We start from the raw sequence: 17,603 nt of genomic DNA on the forward strand, positions 1-17,603 counted from the left end.
ACCAATAGAAAACTATTTGCCTGCCAACTAAATTTAGTAGTGAAAATTAAGTCTTGATCGCAACCCTTAACTTCGCCGTACGGCAACGTGGATTGACACGCTGTTCTGCCTGAGTCCCAACAATAGGCTTCTGTGTCAGTCTCTTCCAAATAGCTTGATTCTTAAAAGCCTGCTTGACTAATCTGTCTTCCAGCGAATGAAAGCTGATAATCGCAGCTCGTCCTCCTGGTTTCAGAACCTGTGGTAAGACAGTTTCCAACATGGTTTGTAATTGTTCGAGTTCCTTGTTTGCTGCTATCCGTAATGCCTGAAATACACGTGTCGCCGGATTTTTCCTTGCTGAAGTCAATGCCTTATGCGGGACAGCTTCATGAACGGCTTTTGTCAAATCTACTGCCATCCTGATCGGTGCCGACTTGCGCTGCCTGACAATCTGAGCCGCTATTCTGTGACTGAAACGCTCCTCACCATAAACTTCCAATATTTCACTCAGCTCTGATTCTGAAAGTGTTTCCAGAAGTTTCCAGGCTGGAACTCCCGATCTGGTATCGAACCGTAAATCTAATTCTCCTGACGACTCAAATCCAAATCCGCGCTCGACGTCTCCTAATTGATCTGAAGACAATCCCAAATCTAACAGAATTCGATCAATAGATTTTAGTTGCAGTTCATCCAAGACTCTAGGTAGCTCTGCATAACTCGCCTGTTTGAGATGCCACTGCCCAACTGATGATTTTTCTAACTGTAATTTTTCTTTTGCAAAATTGAGCATCATCTCATCACGATCCAGACCAATTAAGATTCCTTCCTTACCAATTTTTCTCAATATGTGTTGACTATGGCCTCCGGCTCCTACTGTTCCGTCAACAACAACCAGCCCGGGAGATAAATCAAGTTGTTCAATGACCTCACGTAACAGGACCGGTATATGAGTCGTCTTCTTCTGATCACCGGACATACGTGACATTCACTTGGTAACAGTACTAAATAAAAATGATTTATCAATAATCGTACGGCGGCCAGACAGGCAATCATTGTGCGATTGATATTAGTTCTTTGATTTGATTGTAAAGATAGGGGGGTAGAGACTTTTGAAGTGAAACTCTGAGAGATTGTTGCTTAAGAGTTAAGTTGAAGAATCAACTTGAATTTCAAGCCTGAGAAGTTTAGAAAAATTTCGTTTTTTTGACAAGATCAGTTAAAGTTTTTTGAAAGGCGGTTATACAAAAGTGCTAAGTCGTCTGATAGAAAGCAATTGAATCAATCTCATTTGATAAGATTTTAGTAAACCGTGTAAGAATTTCTTGTTCACATCAACTTTCTTTGCTCAAGGAGGGAACCCTGAAGCCATCCGTCTCAAGTAGCTTCCTTTCTACTTAAGTGCGGAGACGAACGACCGGTGGCCCAACCGAAGTATTCTGAGCACACACAGGTGAATTCCATTTCACCTTCAATCCGCGAAGCCCGGTAGCCAGCGGAAGAGTTCCATTATTTCCTCCTTGAACAATACTGTTTTTTATTTTGTTGCTAAACTGCGCTTACTACTAGAAGCCATTCACGAAACGTTCCATCTCTATTCGATTTCTACCAAGGCATTTGACCAAAGGCTTGAGAGGCCATCTCATCAAAACGAGGTCCATGATCCTTAAGGTAGGTTTCCCAACGCTCTGTACTCCAAATTTCTGCATGATCTTGAACTCCAATCAATATCACTTCCTGTTTTGATTCCAGGCTAGCCAGATTAGCCAAACGTTCCGGAATACAAATGCGTCCCTGAGCGTCCACTTCCACTTTCTCAGCCCTCGAATAATACAATCGGAGATAGCGGGCTGCCTCCGGGACATTATTGGAATACTCTTTTAAACGCTCTGCCTGCTGTTCAAACTCCTTCTCAGAAAAAAGCAACAAAGATGTTTCCGTGCCTGGTGCAATATAAACCTGTGTAAATTGTTTGTTGACAAGTTCTTCTTTGATTCGCTTGGGAATTGCCAAACGACGTTTTCCGTCCAGAGTCTTGTTGAAGGTTCCAGTTAACGCCATTGATCCCCACTTGCCACCATTATTCACCACAGAGTGATGAATTTATCAGCCAGATCGGAATCGTCAAGCATGATTGATTCGCTGAGTAGAAAACAAAGAACTCGAAATGACCTAGATACTTATCACGATTGGAATTGTGAATTTTTAGTTTTTTATATTTTATTGATTTGAATCAAAATTGATGCTCGATTTTCGTCAATTCAGCGATGCTTTATCAGTAGGTTTTCGTAGATCTGGTCATATTTCTGGGCTATTGCTTCCCATGTAAATTCTTTTTTGACAATAGTTTGCGCATTTCTGGCCATCTCAAGAGACATTGCAGGTTCATGACTGAAGTCTCGTAATGCCTGTTGAATCTCAGCAGAACTACCCTGAGCTACTAGAACACCCTGTTTACCATGTTGCATTAACTCAGAAACGCCGTCCACATCCGTTGAGATGACAGGCAAACCAGAGGCCATCGCCTCAAGAACCACATTTGGCATCCCTTCCCATAACGATGGAAGCACCAAACAACTGGCTGCCTTCATCAATTGAGGAATCTGAGACTGCCAACCAGCAAAATGAATCCGTGAAGCACACGGCAATTGGTACGATTGGTGTTCCAATTCAGCTTTCAACGGCCCCTCACCAACAAACAGGAGATGAAAATCGGGAGCTTGCTCCGCAAAGCAAGTAAATGCAGTCAGAAGATCGTTGGGGGCCTTCTGAGGATCTAATCTCCCCACGAACAGAATCACCTTCGCACCGGTAGGAATGCCCCAGGGGCTCAAATCTATCGCTTCTGCTCTATCAAACAATTCGAAATCTACGCCATTAGGAATTACCTTCACTTTAGATTTTGAAAGCTTACCCTGCCGAATAGAAAACCGTGCCACCGATTGACTGACACAGACATTCAAATCTACAAGGCCGTTAGTCCAACGATCCAGAAAGAGGTGACCATTCTGTCGTTTTTCTGAAACACGAATGCCAGAAACGACATGCCGTATTCCGGAAATGCGCGCAGCAAGTCGACCGGCTAAATTGGCATGAAATAAAAATGTTTGCAGTAAAACTGGTTTCTGTGCTTTGAACTTTTTTGCCAGTCGCCAGATAATGCGGGCATCCCAAGGCGAATGAACGTGTAAGATCTCTATGGGAATGTCCGCTAACTGGAGTTCATCAGCCAGTGGTCCCGTGCCTGTCAGAGAATAAACAACGGGAGACCATTTTTCACGATTCAAGCGTTTTACAATCTGAACGAGCGCACGCTCCGCTCCACCAGGCTGCAGCCCGGTAATACAAAAAGCTATCGGAGTGGGAAAGACATCGTCAGACAACTATTTTTCCTCTTTAGGAAACAAAAGGTCAGCATCGGACTGATGGAGTCAGCCATAACCTGAATTCTATTGTTCGAAGGCTGAAATTGCCGACAAGCTTAGATTTCGAAATTGTGCTCAATATGATAAGAGAAAATAAAAATCTTCGTTAAAATCCGCCATTTTCAACGGTTTCCAAGAAATTTCAGCAAACAAAATTAATCCCTCTTTAAATTAATCGCTTCAGAAACTTGCTTCATGACCGAATTAAACACATTTGACTACGAACTTCCTCCGGAATTAATCGCCACCCAACCGACACAGCAGCGAGATCAATCTCGGATGTTAGTAGTAGACCGCCAAGCAAATACCATTATCCATAGCTCGATTTCTGAACTACCAAAGCATTTAAATTCTGATGACTGTCTGGTCTTGAATGATACGCGTGTGCTCTCAGCCCGGATATTCGGTGTCAGAAAATCAACGGGTGGTAAATGGGAAGGCCTCTATCTGGGATCTGATGAATCAGGCCAGTGGAAATTGATGAGTAAAACAAGAGGCAAGCTGATTTCGGGAGAGATAATTGATTTGGTACCTGCCCATCCAAGACAGGAACAAAAGCAGATCTCACTTCAAATGCAAAGCAAGGATGCAGAGGGTTACTGGACTGCCGCAGTTCAATCAGATGAAGACCATCATACCATATTGGAACACTTTGGGACGATGCCTCTGCCTCCCTATATGCGACGTGAGCTGGCAACGGATGTCGACTGGGAGCGCTATCAAACCGTTTATGCCAACCAACCCGGCGCAGTGGCAGCGCCAACAGCAGGTCTGCACTTTACTCCTGACCTATTGAATGAGTGTACGCAAAAAGGAATTCAGATTGCGAAAGTCACGTTGCACGTTGGTATTGGAACATTTAAACCAATCTCGGTGCAAACATTGGATCAACACAAGATGCATTCTGAATGGTGCGAGTTATCGGAAGAGTCTGCCGTATTGTTAAACGAAACCCGACAAAAGGGAGGTCGAATCGTTTCCGTGGGAACAACAAGTGTCCGTACCCTCGAAACAGTAGCACAACAGGGCTCGCTCAATGCCTGGCGAGGAGAGACAGACATCTTCATCTATCCACCATATCAGTTTCAAGCCGTCGATTGTCTGCTGACCAATTTTCATTTGCCAAAATCAACTTTATTAGTTCTGGTAAGCGCCTTTGCTGGTACTGAATTAATACGCGAAGCCTACGAAAAAGCGGTCGAAGAACAATATCGTTTCTTTAGCTATGGCGATGCCATGTTGATTTTATAGCCCGTCTTGAAAATTATTGAGGTTTGGCTATTTCTTTGGGAACCTGACCATCTAAATAACGCCAGTTCTTAATAAATGAAATCAAATCTGCCATCTGCTGTGGATTGATGGTCTTCTCCAATCCGACAGGCATTAAAGAGAGTCCACTGGATTTCATTTCTTCAATTTCTTCCTTGAGTACAGTAACCGTTTTCCCTTCAGGCTGCTTTAACGTAATCGAAGCACCACTATCAGAAGAAATAATTCCAGTATGGACGACTCCATCAATGGTAATGATCGTATAACTAAAGAAATTGGCATCGATGGCACGATTGGGATCCAGAATATTTGTGAGAAGATACTCTGGTGTTTTCGAGCGTGAATCACCAATATCGGGTGCGACATTCACACCGATCTCTCCAATTTTGTGACAGGTCACACAGTTCTTGACAAACACCTGCTTTCCATGCAATGGATTCGCCTTCAATTTCAGAGAGGCCTGATAAGCGGCAAGTACTTTTTGGCGGTCTGCTGGAATAGCGGCAGCAAATAGTGCAGCCGCTCGCTTCTTGATTTTTGGATCACGATGTCGCTTCAATCGTGTTGAACGTGAAGGACCCAACTCTGAAATCTTGATCTCTCCCTTTTCGATTGCATCCAGCAGTAAATTAGTTCGACCTTGATTTGCCAGCATCGCATCCAGAATGGCTCGTCTCATGCCGGGTGTCTGTTTTGCATATCCATCCATCAAAACGGCGCCTATCTGATCGTCGGCGTACGGACTGATTGCCCCAATAGCTGCGATCTTAACAGCCTGTGATGGATGATCTTGAATCAGCGAAAGCAGTGTTTTGCCATTCATGTCAAAACCCACGAATTGTAATACAGCAATCGCATTCAGTTTTTGAGTCAGTGGAGTTTTGGAATCAGAAGCAATATCGACAATCTTCTGAAAGAAATCCCTCAACTTCTTCTGATCAGCAATAGATAACTGTTTTTGATACTGTGCGATTGATTTTCCACGACGTCTGAGGCTAGTCCCTAATCCTTCAATGCCCGCAATTTGAAGTTCTAATTGATGACCGGAATCCAAGCCCGCAATCAATGAAAGCGTCTCTTGAATTTCTTCCGCTTTCAAACGGGGTCCGATGGCAGCCGTCATTTCTCGAACCGCATCATTGATACCTGAGTTTTTCGAGGTGGTATTCAACTGACTAAGAAAAGATTCAAGCACCGTCACCGCGGAATCAGAGGCAGAAGAGAGTACGGCAGCGCGAGTCCAGGAATCATTGGCTCCCTTGAGCATCAATTTTGCTAACTGATCAACTATCGCCTGATTATCCTTGGCTTCTCCCAGACTGATTGCCAATTGAAAACGCAACCGGGCATCAGCGGAATCAACAAGTGAGAGCACCTTTTCTTTTAACTTCGGATCTTGAGACAATCGCGGTTCACTTAAACGAACGGCTTGTTCTTTAACACGTTGAGATGAATCTTTTAATGCCGTCTTCAAAACAGATGCGTTTAGTCTTCCCAAACCTTCCAAAGCCCATAATGCATGAATACGTGCATGCTCAGACTTTCCTTCAGATACAAGTTTTTCTAATAAAGGCTGGATTGCAGGATCTTGACGTTCAAAGATTAACCGCGATGCAGTCTCCCGTTGCCATGCATCTCCTGAAGATAGTGCCGCCGCCAACTGTTCAAGAGTCGCATCTTTCAAGGCGGTAAATGCGCCTCTTTTAATCTTAGCTCCTTTAGGAATGATGCGATAAATCCGGCCACGATCAATTCCATCATTCAAATCGGAACGCTTTTTCAATTCCACAGGCATGAACTGAGGATGCTCGATTACCGCACGATACATATCACAGAGATACAAAGCCCCATCGGGGCCATTTGCCATGTTCACAGGACGAAACCACTCATCGCGGCTGGCAAGGAACTCAACCTGATCACGACCATATTTTGAATCATAAGTTGCGCCCTGGGGTGTCATCACATCGCGGTGAACCAAATTTGCTGTCGGTTCACAAGTGAAACTATTGCCATAAAATCCTTTTGGAAACAAACCTCCACGATAAATTGTCACACCACAGGCGGCGGTGAATTGCCCGGCGTGGAGTGTCGAGGTCGTCCAGGTACGACTGATGGCGTAAACTCTTGACGTCTCTGCACTCGGTGAAACATCATGAAAAACCGACTTCACTGCCAGATATGAATTTCGTTTAAGATAACGATTTTCAAGGACGATATGCTTATTGGGATTTCGATTAGAACAAACGAATCGATTACCGTAATCATCAAATGTTAAACCAAATTGTCCAATTCCAGAAATCGATTCATAATGCCCGCTCAGAGGTTGAAAGCGGAAATCAAGCCCATTAATAGGGACTTGTTTCGCTTCTTTTTTCCACTGTGGATGTGTGGCAATTACGGAACCACCTCGAAGACCATTCGCTATATAAATGTGATTATCTAAACCCAATGTGGGATGGTTTGCGCGAAGTTGAGAGTTTTCTTCTTTGAATCCAGTAAACCAGGTTTCAACAACATCGGCTTTATCATCACCATTGGTGTCTTTCATGAATTGTACTTTACCTGCCAGAGTTACAATCAATCCCCCTTTCCAGGGTTGAATTCCCGTGGCAAATAACAGTTTGTCCGCAAAGACCTTTGCAGTCTCGTAATAACCATCATCATTCTTGTCGCGCAATAACTTAATCCGGCTTTTAGGATCTTCCCCTGGTTGAGGCCCATGGGGGTAGTCTGTCATTTCAACAACCCACAATGATCCTGACTCATCAAATGCAACCGCCACGGGATTAATCACCTGGGGTTCGGCCGCTACCACCTGCATTTCGAAATCAGGATGAACCACAGTCTGTTTGAGCGACTCTTCGGGAGATAATGGTGATTTCGGTACCTGAGTCACCTGATCTGCGGCAGACATGAACTGGCTTCCGACACTAATCGCCAAAATCAAACAGCCCACTCGCATCCCGTAAGCTTTTACTCTCGAAATTATCTGATCCCGTCTTAATAAATGTTGTGTTAACATAAAAATCTTGGCTCGTTTCATCTTGAATCACCGTATCAATTAAAAACTAAATTCTTATTTAAACTACGAAATCATATAAACAGTAATAGATCCATCGTACCTGACATGTGAAGGATTCTCTATCTCCCCCAAAGCATGTTTATTGGAATCTATCGAATTTATAAACAATATTAACGTTTAGAGGAGGCCAGAGCGATCACCATTGGCAAACTGTTTAAAAAAATCCATGTATACATCATCTATTTGAGGAATTCCCGGGCTCAGCAGCCTAAATGGGTTTTATGTTCTCTACGAAATCGTTTACCCTGATCTATCACAAAATATGCATGAGATTCATAAATAAACCCCCATCAGAATTATTATTTATCTACTAAAGTATAATATGCAGTCTACCAGCCTGGTTTTAATACGATTCTGCCTCTCAGCCTGGGTTGGAGCAGCAGTCATCTTTGTCATTACAGGGGTTCAAGACGTCACCTATCAGCCGTTTGACTCCCTGATGAGAGATCAACTCATCTCTCTGCACTTCCCAGTTTATTATACGATGGCATGGATCTTATTAGGGGGAACATTTCTGGGTTGTTTGGGAATACGAAATAAAGAGTTGATCTCTCGCGGTAGGGCAAATCTCATTTTCTGCCTGGTGGTGATTATTCTAGGAATGAGTCTGGTTGATTATATCTGGATCTACTCTCCGTTGGAATCAATGATCACTCCCCCCGGAAATCCACGCCCAGCTAACTTTCGCGTGTACCACCAAGCCTCAAAATATGTTAACAGCATCAACATATTGCTGAGCCTGATTGCTGCAGTTTTAATCAATCTTCCTGTGAAACGTCAAAGACCAATCGAATCCTAGTACGAATTCTTAGTCTCGAATATGGAATAACTGCTTAAGCGCATCGAGTAAACCATGCGGGGTCCCTTCCCTCGCTTCATGCCTTAGCACTTCCAGTGGGGGATGTAAAAGTTTATTCACGATTTGTTCGATGGAACGTTCAATTAATTCTTGATCTTTTTCATCCAAGTGCGATAGTTTTCCGAATAGCTTCTCAACTTCCTGCTCGCGCACGTCGTGCCATTGTTCTCTGAGCTGTTTAATAATCGGACCTGTAGCCCGATGATAGACCCCGTGCATGAACCGTTCTGTTTCTTCGTCAATGATTTCCAGCGCTTTTTCCACTTCTTGTTGTCGTGCTCGGCGATTTTCTTCGCACGTCGCTTCTAAATCATCGATATCATAAAGAAAGATATCATCGTTGAGTTCGCCCACAGCAGGCTCGAAATCGCGAGGCGCCCCCAGATCGAGTATGAAAAACGTTTTATTCCCTGCTTTCTGTAAAACGCGTTCAAAGCAGGCCACATCAACAATCGGCTCGGTGGCGCCGGTCGTGCTGACAATCACATCAGCCTCGGCAAGATAGTCTTCCAATTGCTCACAAGGCCTTGCCTCGCCACCAACTTTCATCGCCAGCTTTTGCGCATTTTCAAAACTGCGATTGACAACAATAATGCGTTCTACACCCTCATCTTTTAAATAGGTCAGAGTCTCTTCTGCCATTTCGCCGGCACCAATAATTAAAACCGTTTTGTCGTCGAAGTATTCAAAAATTCCCTTTCCAAACGTTCCGACAGCGACACTGGCAATCGAAACTCGCCCTTCAGCAAGTTGAGTTTCAGTCCGTACACGGGCAGAAACGCGAATTGCCTGCTGGAATAATGCATGTGTTAACGGACCGCATAAGGCATTTTGAGTGGCGCGTTGATACGCTTCCTTAACCTGATTGACAATCTGTGGCTCGCCTAACACCATACTGTCGAGACTTGAAGCAACCTGAAACAGATGCCTTACCGCATCGGGACCTGTTCTCTCAAGAAAATCTTCAAAAAAATCGCTGACTGGAACCTGGTGAAATTCGGAAAAGAATTTTGCCAGGTCCTGATGAGAGGGTCCTGTCTCAGACTCCTGACTGACAGTATAAAGTTCGACCCGATTGCAGGTTGATATCACCACCATTTCCGTATCGGGATAAGATTTTTTCAACTCGGAATAAGCGCTATCCAACTGTTCGTTCGAAGAAAATGCCAGTTTCTCACGAACATCCAATCTTGCTGTTTGATGATTACAATAGACCACTTGCAGGTTCACGAAACGATCCTTCCTGCAGTTGATCTCTGAGATTCCCCAAACGGAGCTGAATATTGCGAGTGCCAGGAATCAAAGTTCAGTATGCGAACATTTGCCAGTATTTGAATACCAATGAAAGTTAAGAGCAACAATCCACCGGTCCAGATAGTTAATTGTGCAATATGTTTTTGATTAGGCCGTTTTGTTCTGAGGATGAAAATCACACTAATCATCATGATCACCCAAACGATTTCATAAACGATAATTACCGGATCAAAAAAGGAGACAGAATGTGGCCCTTTTTGCACATAGACCCCTAAACCAATACCGATTCCCATACCGACAGTTAAAAGTGGAACAGAAATCATTAAGGCCCAGCGATTCAAACGTGCCAGTTTTGCCAGACTGGGAAGGTTGAAACCTTCAGAAAAATTCTGTTTCTGCTTTAATCGACGGTGTTGAATCAGGTACATGGCGCTGATCACAAAACAAAGTACAATTCCCACGCCCCCTAAGACCAGTAAGGAAGCATGCAACATCGCCCAAGATCGAATGGCTGGTTCGACCAGCATATTTGTGTCGTTATCCACAAAGTAGGATGCAATTACTAAAGCCAGAACCAGAGGAAACAGAAATAAACCAATAGCGAGTTCTTTATCGACTAGATTAACGAACAGGAAGATCGCCACTAACAACCACGAAAACACAATTAACCAATCATGCGATGAGCTTAATAATGGTGGTAACTGTGTCTCGCTAGAGCGTTTAAAGATGTAGGCAGTCTGTGCTACCAAACCAGCGAGGGAAGAGAAAAAGATCAAAGATCGAAGATACCTGTTTTTTTTATGCTTGAATCTAGCCACTTCCAACCCGAAAGCAACCAGATAACTGGCCATAAAACAGAAAACCGTAACTTCCGTCAACATAATAGATACTTTAATTAATACGACCCAAGCAAAAATAGAATCACCCTATTCATTACTGATGGATATCAGAATGGCTATCTATTATAGGCCTGTTCAGCAAGTTAAGGGCAAGTCATCTTGCCTCAGATTCTAATTCGTATTCTGATATTTTTTTATGAAGTGTATTCCGGTTAATTCCTAAACGGGTGGCGGTTTTCGTCTGAACACCTTGACAAGATCGTAAAACCTGCAAAATCAACTCTTTTTCCACTTGCGAAACAACCTGAGCATGCACATTGGTTGAGGATTCACCTACATCCCGTAATTGCAAACTCACTAGTTCACGGCACAAAGATTCGGGATCTTGTGTTTTGGAAGGTAGTGAACGAGGAACCGCTCTCCCTGTGACGTGTCCTGGTAATAAATCGAGGGATGGCCCCTCTTCACCCGATAGTACAATTAGACGTTCTACATAATTTTGCAGTTCTCTGACATTTCCTGGCCAGGCATAATTCTTAAAAGTCGACAAAACCTCCTCCGAAAAATGAGGTAATGCAACTTTTTCTACAGCTGAAAACTGTTTTGCAAAAAAGTGTATCAATTCCGGAATATCATCAGCACGATCTCGTAATGGGGGCAAGTCAATCGGGATGACATTTAGACGATAATACAAATCCTCGCGAAATCGTCCCGCTTCAATTTCATCCATTAGATCACGATTCGTTGCCGCAACAATTCGACAGTCTACTTGAATTGATCGTGTATCCCCTACTCTCTCAAATTCATGCTCTTGCAGCACTCGCAATAATTTCACCTGCAAAGTAAAGCTCACAGAATTGATTTCATCGAGAAAAATCGTTCCACCATGTGCTGCTTCGAAACGACCAGTCCGATTTTCTACTGCACTGGTGAAAGCACCTTTAATATGCCCAAAGAGCTCACTTTCCAGTAGACTTTCACTCAACGCACCACAGTTCACTCGGATGAAAGGTCCTGTGGCACGAGGACTTAACTCGTGAACTGCCCTGGCAATTAATTCTTTTCCTGTCCCCGTTTCACCCGTTAATAATACTGTGGATGATGTACTGGCAGCACGACGAGTCAAACGATATACATTTCGCATAGCCGAACTATTGCCGACCATGTCTTCTAATATGGGGCGATCGTCTTCCATTCGTTGTATCAGAAAATCCTATGTATTCGCAGGGAAACAATTTAGAGCACTCAATAAACGAGCAAAAGTGTGTCAGATAAACTCGTTGAGGTTAGCTTAAAAGAGCAAACTTGGACTGAGTCCCGGCTAATCTAGCATGAAAACATTGCACCTACATGCACAAAAAGGTGGCGAACGCTCTACTATGATATTCTGTAACTAGGGACTTAGGAAGAGGCAGACTTAGATTTTTTGATAAACAATAACCAATGCTTACTTCATTCGGTATATTGAGATAAGACTGCTAGCAAAATCAGCAAATCAGCTTAAAATTAAGGCTATTAACTCATTTGGAACCAAAAGCAATGGGCATCTCTGCTGGAACAGGATGATTTTGTCCATCTACCAGAACCACTTTCGGCTGGTGTTTACCAGACCCTTTGACTTTGTACTCGGCGTAGCTGGCAATAATGACTAAATCTTGAGGCTGAACTAAGTGAGCAGCAGCACCATTGATACAAATCACGCCTGAACCAGACTCGCCTGAAATCGCATACGTGGTTAGACGAGTTCCGGAAGTGATATTATAAATTTGCACCTGCTCATACTCTACGATGTCAGCAGCATCCATCAGTTCCTGATCAATGGTAACACTTCCATTGTATTCCAGATTGGCCTCAGTAACCGTAGCGCGATGGATTTTTGACTTAAGTAAAACGCGTTTCATCATTCAAACCTGAAAGAAGATGGACTTCTTTTTGCCTGTATAGACAGACTCTTCGATTATAATTCTCGGCGTATACTAACCAGAGATCTTATTGATAAGCAAGAGTGTATTCATTTGACCATACAGCAAAACCTTAAGACTGCAATGGTGCAATCTCAATCACTTGACTTTCGTTGGTATTATACTCTTGTCTTTTAACCGAGTCATCAATTTTTCGGTCCCAAGGCTCATCAGGACTTGCTCCCATAAACCGTGCATAGAGGTAATAATAGGTGGGAATTAAGAAAAGAACCAGACCTGTTGCTAATATCAACCCGAAAATGAGACTGGCGGCCATCGGAATCAGAATCTGTGCCTGAAATGAAGTCTCTTTGAGTATCGGCGCCAATCCAACAATTGTCGTCATTGATGTCAATAACACAGGTCGAAAACGACGACGCCCCGCATCAATTAACGCATCCTTTAAAGGAAGTCCATCTGCGATGCGGTGATTGATGAAATCGATCAGTACGATTGAATCGTTGACTACCACACCTGTCAAAGCAACCAGGCCGAATAAGGAAAACAGTGTCAATTCCATACCTAGTAGCGCATGTCCAAAAACGGCCCCGATCACTCCAAACGGAATGATCCCGAGAACTATGAGAGGTTGAACATAAGAACGAAATTCTATTGTCAATAACGCAAACATTGACGCCAGAGCAATAAGAAGACCGATGATCAAACTATCTACTGATTCATCTGTTTGCTCTTGCTGCCCTTCCCAGCGTACACGCACATCAGGATATTTCGCCATCAACTGATCCATAAAGCCTCCCGGCTTTTTCAATGACTTGACGATTTCGCTGGCGTTCCCTTTTTTCTCATTCAAATCTGAAGATACAGTGATAGAACGTTGTTGATCGATCCGGTTGATCTCCGAGTAACCTCTTTTTACAGTTACTTCAGCTAATTCTGTCAAAGGTCGTTCCGCGCCGTCTCCTGTACGAATTCGAATGTCATCAAACCCCATCAACGATCGTCGTTCTTCTTCCGGATAACGGACCATTAACTTCACTTCGTGTCGACCACGTTGCAGCCGCATTACTTCTTCACCGTAATAGGTTGCCCGCACAGTCTCCGCCACATCCGCCAATGGAACTCCCATAGCGCGTGCTTTGTCTTTGATTTTAATTTGAAACTCCCACTTTCCGGGACTGGAGTCGTCGTTAATATCTTTGACCCCTGGATATTTCGCAAGTTCCTGCTTTGCTTCTTCAACGGCGGCTTCTAGTTCATCCAGATGTTCTCCATTTGCCAATAGTTTAAATTCAATCGGCTTGCCGCCTGGTCCCATTGAAGGAGATTTAAAAGTAAGACGATCCACACCTGGAACTTCGCCAACTTTTTCTCTCCAGAGTTCGAGAATCTCTTCACTACCGAGAGTCCGTTCGTGGGCTTCTACTATTTCGACACTGACTTTACCAACATGACTGCCTTCAACAGATCCACCAACACCACCGCCTGATTCATCCCGTGTTCCAAAACCCACATTTCTACGGACTAACTTGATGAGAGAATTACCATGCTTCTTCTGGTAGTCTTGATTCAGCTCTTCAAACGCTCTTTGAATATGAAGTGTCGCACCTCCCGTAATTGCTTGAGGAGTTCCATCAGGAAATTCTACGGTCGCTTCTATCATTCGGTAATCAGTTTTCGGAAAGATATTAAATGGTGCAAAGCCCCCCATAATCAATCCAGCAGACAATAGCATCAGAGCCCCAGCAACAGCTAAAGCAGACGAAGGGTAATTCAAAGCAGACCTTAAAACAGGTAAGTAACAGCGGTCGATGAACGAGTTCAGCTTCTTTCCTACAAACCCAATTTTCTTTTCTGAACTCATTTTTCCGTGTGCCAAGTGACAAGGGAGAATAAAAATACTTTCCAACAGCGAAATCACTAACATTGCAATCACAGCAATCGGCATTACCGCAATGAATTTTCCCATAATCCCTGAAACAAACAACAAAGGCATAAACGCGATAACCGTTGTTGTGACAGATGCACAAACCGAAGGCAAGACTTCAGTCGCACCATCAATGGCAGCCTTCAGAATTGATTTACCCATCTGACGATGCTCATAGATATTTTCCCCGACAACAATCGCATCATCAACGACAATCCCCAATGCCATCAAAAACGCAAACATGGAAAGCATATTTAATGTTTGACCGGTATAGAAAAGCACAATACATGCACCAAACATTGAAATCGGAATCCCCAATGCAACCCAGAACGCAAGACGAAATTCCAGAAAGATAGCAAGAGTAATAAAAACCATAAGGAGGCCCTGCAGCCCATTTCTCGTTAATAACTGCATACGATCACGTACGTCAACTGACTGATCTTTCCACAGCTTCAATGAGTATCCCGGTGGCAGATTTGCTGTTTTCACGTACTCGCGAACTTCTTCAACTATCGCCAGCAGATCCTCTTGCGCTGTTCGTTCGATTGCTACAGACAAGGCGGGCTTTCCGTCAATTTCACTGATCATGGTTGTATCAGCAAATTCATCCTGCACACTTCCGAGGTCGCCAACCGTTAAGACAACCCCTCCCTCTTCAGTAACTAAAGGGATCTTTTCAATTTCACTACCAATCAGATGTTTATTCTTTCCTCGTAGTAATAAAACCTGTGAATCGGTAATTAATTTCCCACCAGGTAATTCCAGGTTTTCTCTGCGAACGGTTCTTGCCACATCCTGCAAGGTCAGACCGTATTTTCTGAGTGTGGCTTCGGGAATTTCGATATCAATTTGATAATCGCGAGCGCCTGCAATATTTGCCTGCGATACGGATTTTAACTGCAGCAGTTCATCTCGGATTCGCTCAGTGACAGCACGTAGCTCCCACCCACTGTCTTCATTTTCATTATCAGGACCAATGACGGCCACTTCAATCGCTACCTGCCTGAACGTAACTTGCTGGATTTCCGGATCTTCAGCCAATTCAGGAAAACTGGGGATACGATCAATCTCAGAACGAACCTCATTTAATACTTTCTGCACATCAGGTACATCAGCCCGTAATTCTAAAACCAAAGATCCTGAACCTTCATTGGCAATCGAGGTCATCTTTTTGATACCGTCAATTGAACGAACGGCCTCTTCCATTTTCTGGCAGATACCTTCTTCCACTTCATCAGGACTTGCTCCTGGATAAGGAACAGATACCAGAATAATTTCCAGTTCAAACTCCGGAAAGACTTCACGGCGCATGAACATTAAAGAGACAAGCCCTACCCCCAAAACGGTAACCATCAAAGTATTCATTGCGGGCGAGTTATTGATCGCCCACTTGATGATCGACCTCATTCAACCTCTCCTTTACGAACCAGCATGCCTTCATTCGCTACGCTCAATGGGGATGTGACAACCTGATCCCCTGGTCTCAACCCGGAGGCTCCCAGTTCAACGAGTAATTGGTTAGCACTCGTGTCTACAACGCGGATCTTTTCTGCATGTAGTTTTCCCTCTCTGACAACCCAAACCAAATTGCCGGGGCGAATTGCTGTCTCAGGAATTTTCAATAAAGACACATTGCCTTTGAGGGGAATTTCGATGGAAACATACATGCCACGTGTTAAAGGCGGCGCTCCGACAATCTTACTTGCCGGTTGGCCATTTACCAAAATTTGAGATGGTTTAGGATCTGAAACGACAATACGACAGGGAACAGTTCTCGTTTTTTCATCCAGGCCAATCCCATCATAGCGAGAGAGCTTGCCTTTCCAGATAAATTTTCTACCTCCCAATTCATAAGTGACGTTAACGGGAAGCTGAGGAAGTTGATAGCCTAAATCATGTCGGTTATCCTGAGATTTAGCTGAGGATAGCTGACCTTTTTTTGCAGATTGAGCGGCATGCTGCCAGAGTTGGTATAACTCTTCCATTCGCAGGTTCGAGCGTACTTCCACAGCAGAAGTATCTTCAATTGTAACTAATGGATCGCCCGCTTTAACGTAACCATCTTTTTCGACAGAGTCTTCTACAATAACACCATTAATCGGAGAATAAATGTGCGTACGACTCAGGTCCAGTTTCGCTCTTGTCAGTTGAACTCCCACCAGATCACGGGCGTGTTCCATTCGTTTTCGGCGTGACTTGAGTAGATCTGTCTGGTTGGTTAATTTTTGTAGCGAATTACGAGATGAAAGTTCTGTACGTTTGGCTTCATCATATTCAGAGTCTGAAACGACATTTTTAGTACGTAGTTTTTCTACGCGATCCAGATGTGTTTTCTGTAGGAGCACCTCTTCATGTGCCAAGTCAATCATCGCTTTTTCATTATCGATTTCGACTTCTAATTCATCGATGGCATCCTGTGCTTGAGCAAATTCCTGAGTAAGACGCTTTACTTCCAGTTCATAGTTCTCAGGATCGATTTGAATTAGTAAATTTTGAGTATTCACATCTTGTCGTTCTCGTTCGGTTGCCTTGCGAACAATATTTCCAACTTTACAGCCATTCTGGGTGTAAATCACTTTTCCAGAAACTTCTGCTGCAAGTTTGACCTCTCTGGAGGGTACAACAACCCCATCAACGGTGATCGTGACCCCTTTATCAGAAAAATCGATGGTTTCAGTCGAAACCAATGGCGCCAAACTGGCAAGTGTATTTTCACTTTTCTCAGGCTCTTTTTTCATCGCCATGAGGACAACCAGGCTTCCACCACCAAGGGCGATAATGACCACTGGTAACAGAATGTGTTTGAGCTTGTTGAATAAACTTCTTGATTTTTGAGTTTTCAAATCTGACATGACCATTTTCTATATTGAAACGCGTCACAGTGGTAATTGAAGGAATGAGTCAATTACCGTTTGTGAATTCAAGTAGATGTGTATTATTTCGAACAGGATGATGCCAAGGCGATCATCTCAAAACAACCTGCTAAAATTTCAAATAGCTTTTCTTAGAAATTTTTTATTTTTATTTACTCTATTTTCGTTTGATAAGAT

The 17,603-nt window shown here is 43.5% G+C and carries 12 protein-coding genes; 2 read left to right on the plus strand and 10 right to left on the minus strand.

From position 1 onward, the window contains the following. Positions 1–46: 46 nt before the first annotated feature. The 3 genes from rsmH to V144x_RS18430 form a co-directional block, all read right to left on the minus strand. The gene (rsmH, locus tag V144x_RS18420) at positions 47–958 is read right to left on the minus strand and encodes a 16S rRNA (cytosine(1402)-N(4))-methyltransferase RsmH (protein ID WP_232102574.1); all 912 of its coding nucleotides are present in this window, start codon (positions 956–958) and stop codon (positions 47–49) included. Positions 959–1,584: 626 nt separating this feature from the next. Beyond that, the gene (gene mraZ / locus V144x_RS18425) at positions 1,585–2,040 is read right to left on the minus strand and encodes a division/cell wall cluster transcriptional repressor MraZ (RefSeq protein WP_144986902.1); all 456 of its coding nucleotides are present in this window, start codon (positions 2,038–2,040) and stop codon (positions 1,585–1,587) included. A 200-nt stretch (positions 2,041–2,240) separates the two neighbouring features. Then, positions 2,241–3,362, minus strand: a complete 1,122-nt coding sequence (locus V144x_RS18430; protein WP_144986904.1) for a glycosyltransferase — start codon at positions 3,360–3,362, stop codon at positions 2,241–2,243. A 237-nt stretch (positions 3,363–3,599) separates the two neighbouring features. On the opposite strand from V144x_RS18430, the gene queA reads away from it, so the two are divergent. Further along, a complete protein-coding gene (gene queA, locus V144x_RS18435; protein ID WP_144986906.1) occupies positions 3,600–4,655 on the plus strand; it encodes a tRNA preQ1(34) S-adenosylmethionine ribosyltransferase-isomerase QueA in 1,056 nt (351 codons plus the stop codon). A 13-nt stretch (positions 4,656–4,668) separates the two neighbouring features. Here queA and V144x_RS18440 read toward each other — a convergent pair whose 3' ends face one another. Next, positions 4,669–7,587 (minus strand): PVC-type heme-binding CxxCH protein, encoded by a 2,919-nt coding sequence (locus V144x_RS18440; RefSeq protein ID WP_197998503.1) that lies wholly within the window; start codon positions 7,585–7,587, stop codon positions 4,669–4,671. A 490-nt stretch (positions 7,588–8,077) separates the two neighbouring features. On the opposite strand from V144x_RS18440, the gene V144x_RS18445 reads away from it, so the two are divergent. Continuing rightward, positions 8,078–8,554 (plus strand): hypothetical protein, encoded by a 477-nt coding sequence (locus V144x_RS18445; RefSeq protein ID WP_144986909.1) that lies wholly within the window; start codon positions 8,078–8,080, stop codon positions 8,552–8,554. Between the two features lie 9 nt (positions 8,555–8,563). Here the strand turns inward: V144x_RS18445 and hemA are convergent, their stop codons facing one another. From hemA to V144x_RS18475, 6 genes are all read right to left on the minus strand, one after another. Then, positions 8,564–9,844, minus strand: coding sequence for a glutamyl-tRNA reductase (gene hemA / locus V144x_RS18450; protein ID WP_144986911.1), 1,281 nt, complete (start codon positions 9,842–9,844; stop codon positions 8,564–8,566). Beyond that, positions 9,841–10,749 carry a cytochrome c biogenesis protein CcsA gene (gene ccsA, locus V144x_RS18455; protein WP_144986913.1) on the minus strand — a complete coding sequence of 303 codons (909 nt, stop codon included), beginning with the start codon at positions 10,747–10,749 and terminating at the stop codon, positions 9,841–9,843. The genes hemA and ccsA overlap by 4 nt, the downstream gene beginning before the upstream one ends. Positions 10,750–10,861: 112 nt before the next feature. Beyond that, positions 10,862–11,902 carry a sigma-54 interaction domain-containing protein gene (locus V144x_RS18460; RefSeq protein WP_144986916.1) on the minus strand — a complete coding sequence of 347 codons (1,041 nt, stop codon included), beginning with the start codon at positions 11,900–11,902 and terminating at the stop codon, positions 10,862–10,864. Positions 11,903–12,227: 325 nt separating this feature from the next. Continuing rightward, entirely contained in the window at positions 12,228–12,608 is a 381-nt protein-coding gene (panD, locus tag V144x_RS18465) for an aspartate 1-decarboxylase (RefSeq protein ID WP_144986918.1), read from the minus strand. A 133-nt stretch (positions 12,609–12,741) separates the two neighbouring features. Next, a complete protein-coding gene (locus V144x_RS18470) occupies positions 12,742–15,960 on the minus strand; it encodes an efflux RND transporter permease subunit (RefSeq protein WP_144986920.1) in 3,219 nt (1,072 codons plus the stop codon). Then, positions 15,957–17,405, minus strand: a complete 1,449-nt coding sequence (locus V144x_RS18475) for an efflux RND transporter periplasmic adaptor subunit (protein ID WP_197998504.1) — start codon at positions 17,403–17,405, stop codon at positions 15,957–15,959. Before V144x_RS18475 ends, V144x_RS18470 begins: the two co-directional genes overlap by 4 nt. Between the last annotated feature and the right edge of the window lie 198 nt (positions 17,406–17,603).

Source organism: Gimesia aquarii (assembly GCF_007748195.1).
Taxonomy (GTDB): domain Bacteria; phylum Planctomycetota; class Planctomycetia; order Planctomycetales; family Planctomycetaceae; genus Gimesia; species Gimesia aquarii.

What these genes read in the sequence shown, in the direction of transcription:
- rsmH (WP_232102574.1), bottom strand. Translation starts at nt 958, where the DNA reads ATGTCCGGTGATCAGAAGAAGACGACTCATATACCGGTCCTGTTACGT.
- mraZ (WP_144986902.1), bottom strand. Translation starts at nt 2,040, where the DNA reads ATGGCGTTAACTGGAACCTTCAACAAGACTCTGGACGGAAAACGTCGT.
- queA (WP_144986906.1), top strand. Translation starts at nt 3,600, where the DNA reads ATGACCGAATTAAACACATTTGACTACGAACTTCCTCCGGAATTAATC.
- V144x_RS18440 (WP_197998503.1), bottom strand. Translation starts at nt 7,587, where the DNA reads ATGTCTGCCGCAGATCAGGTGACTCAGGTACCGAAATCACCATTATCT.
- V144x_RS18445 (WP_144986909.1), top strand. Translation starts at nt 8,078, where the DNA reads ATGCAGTCTACCAGCCTGGTTTTAATACGATTCTGCCTCTCAGCCTGG.
- ccsA (WP_144986913.1), bottom strand. Translation starts at nt 10,749, where the DNA reads ATGTTGACGGAAGTTACGGTTTTCTGTTTTATGGCCAGTTATCTGGTT.
- V144x_RS18460 (WP_144986916.1), bottom strand. Translation starts at nt 11,902, where the DNA reads ATGGAAGACGATCGCCCCATATTAGAAGACATGGTCGGCAATAGTTCG.
- panD (WP_144986918.1), bottom strand. Translation starts at nt 12,608, where the DNA reads ATGAAACGCGTTTTACTTAAGTCAAAAATCCATCGCGCTACGGTTACT.
- V144x_RS18470 (WP_144986920.1), bottom strand. Translation starts at nt 15,960, where the DNA reads ATGAGGTCGATCATCAAGTGGGCGATCAATAACTCGCCCGCAATGAAT.
- V144x_RS18475 (WP_197998504.1), bottom strand. Translation starts at nt 17,405, where the DNA reads ATGTCAGATTTGAAAACTCAAAAATCAAGAAGTTTATTCAACAAGCTC.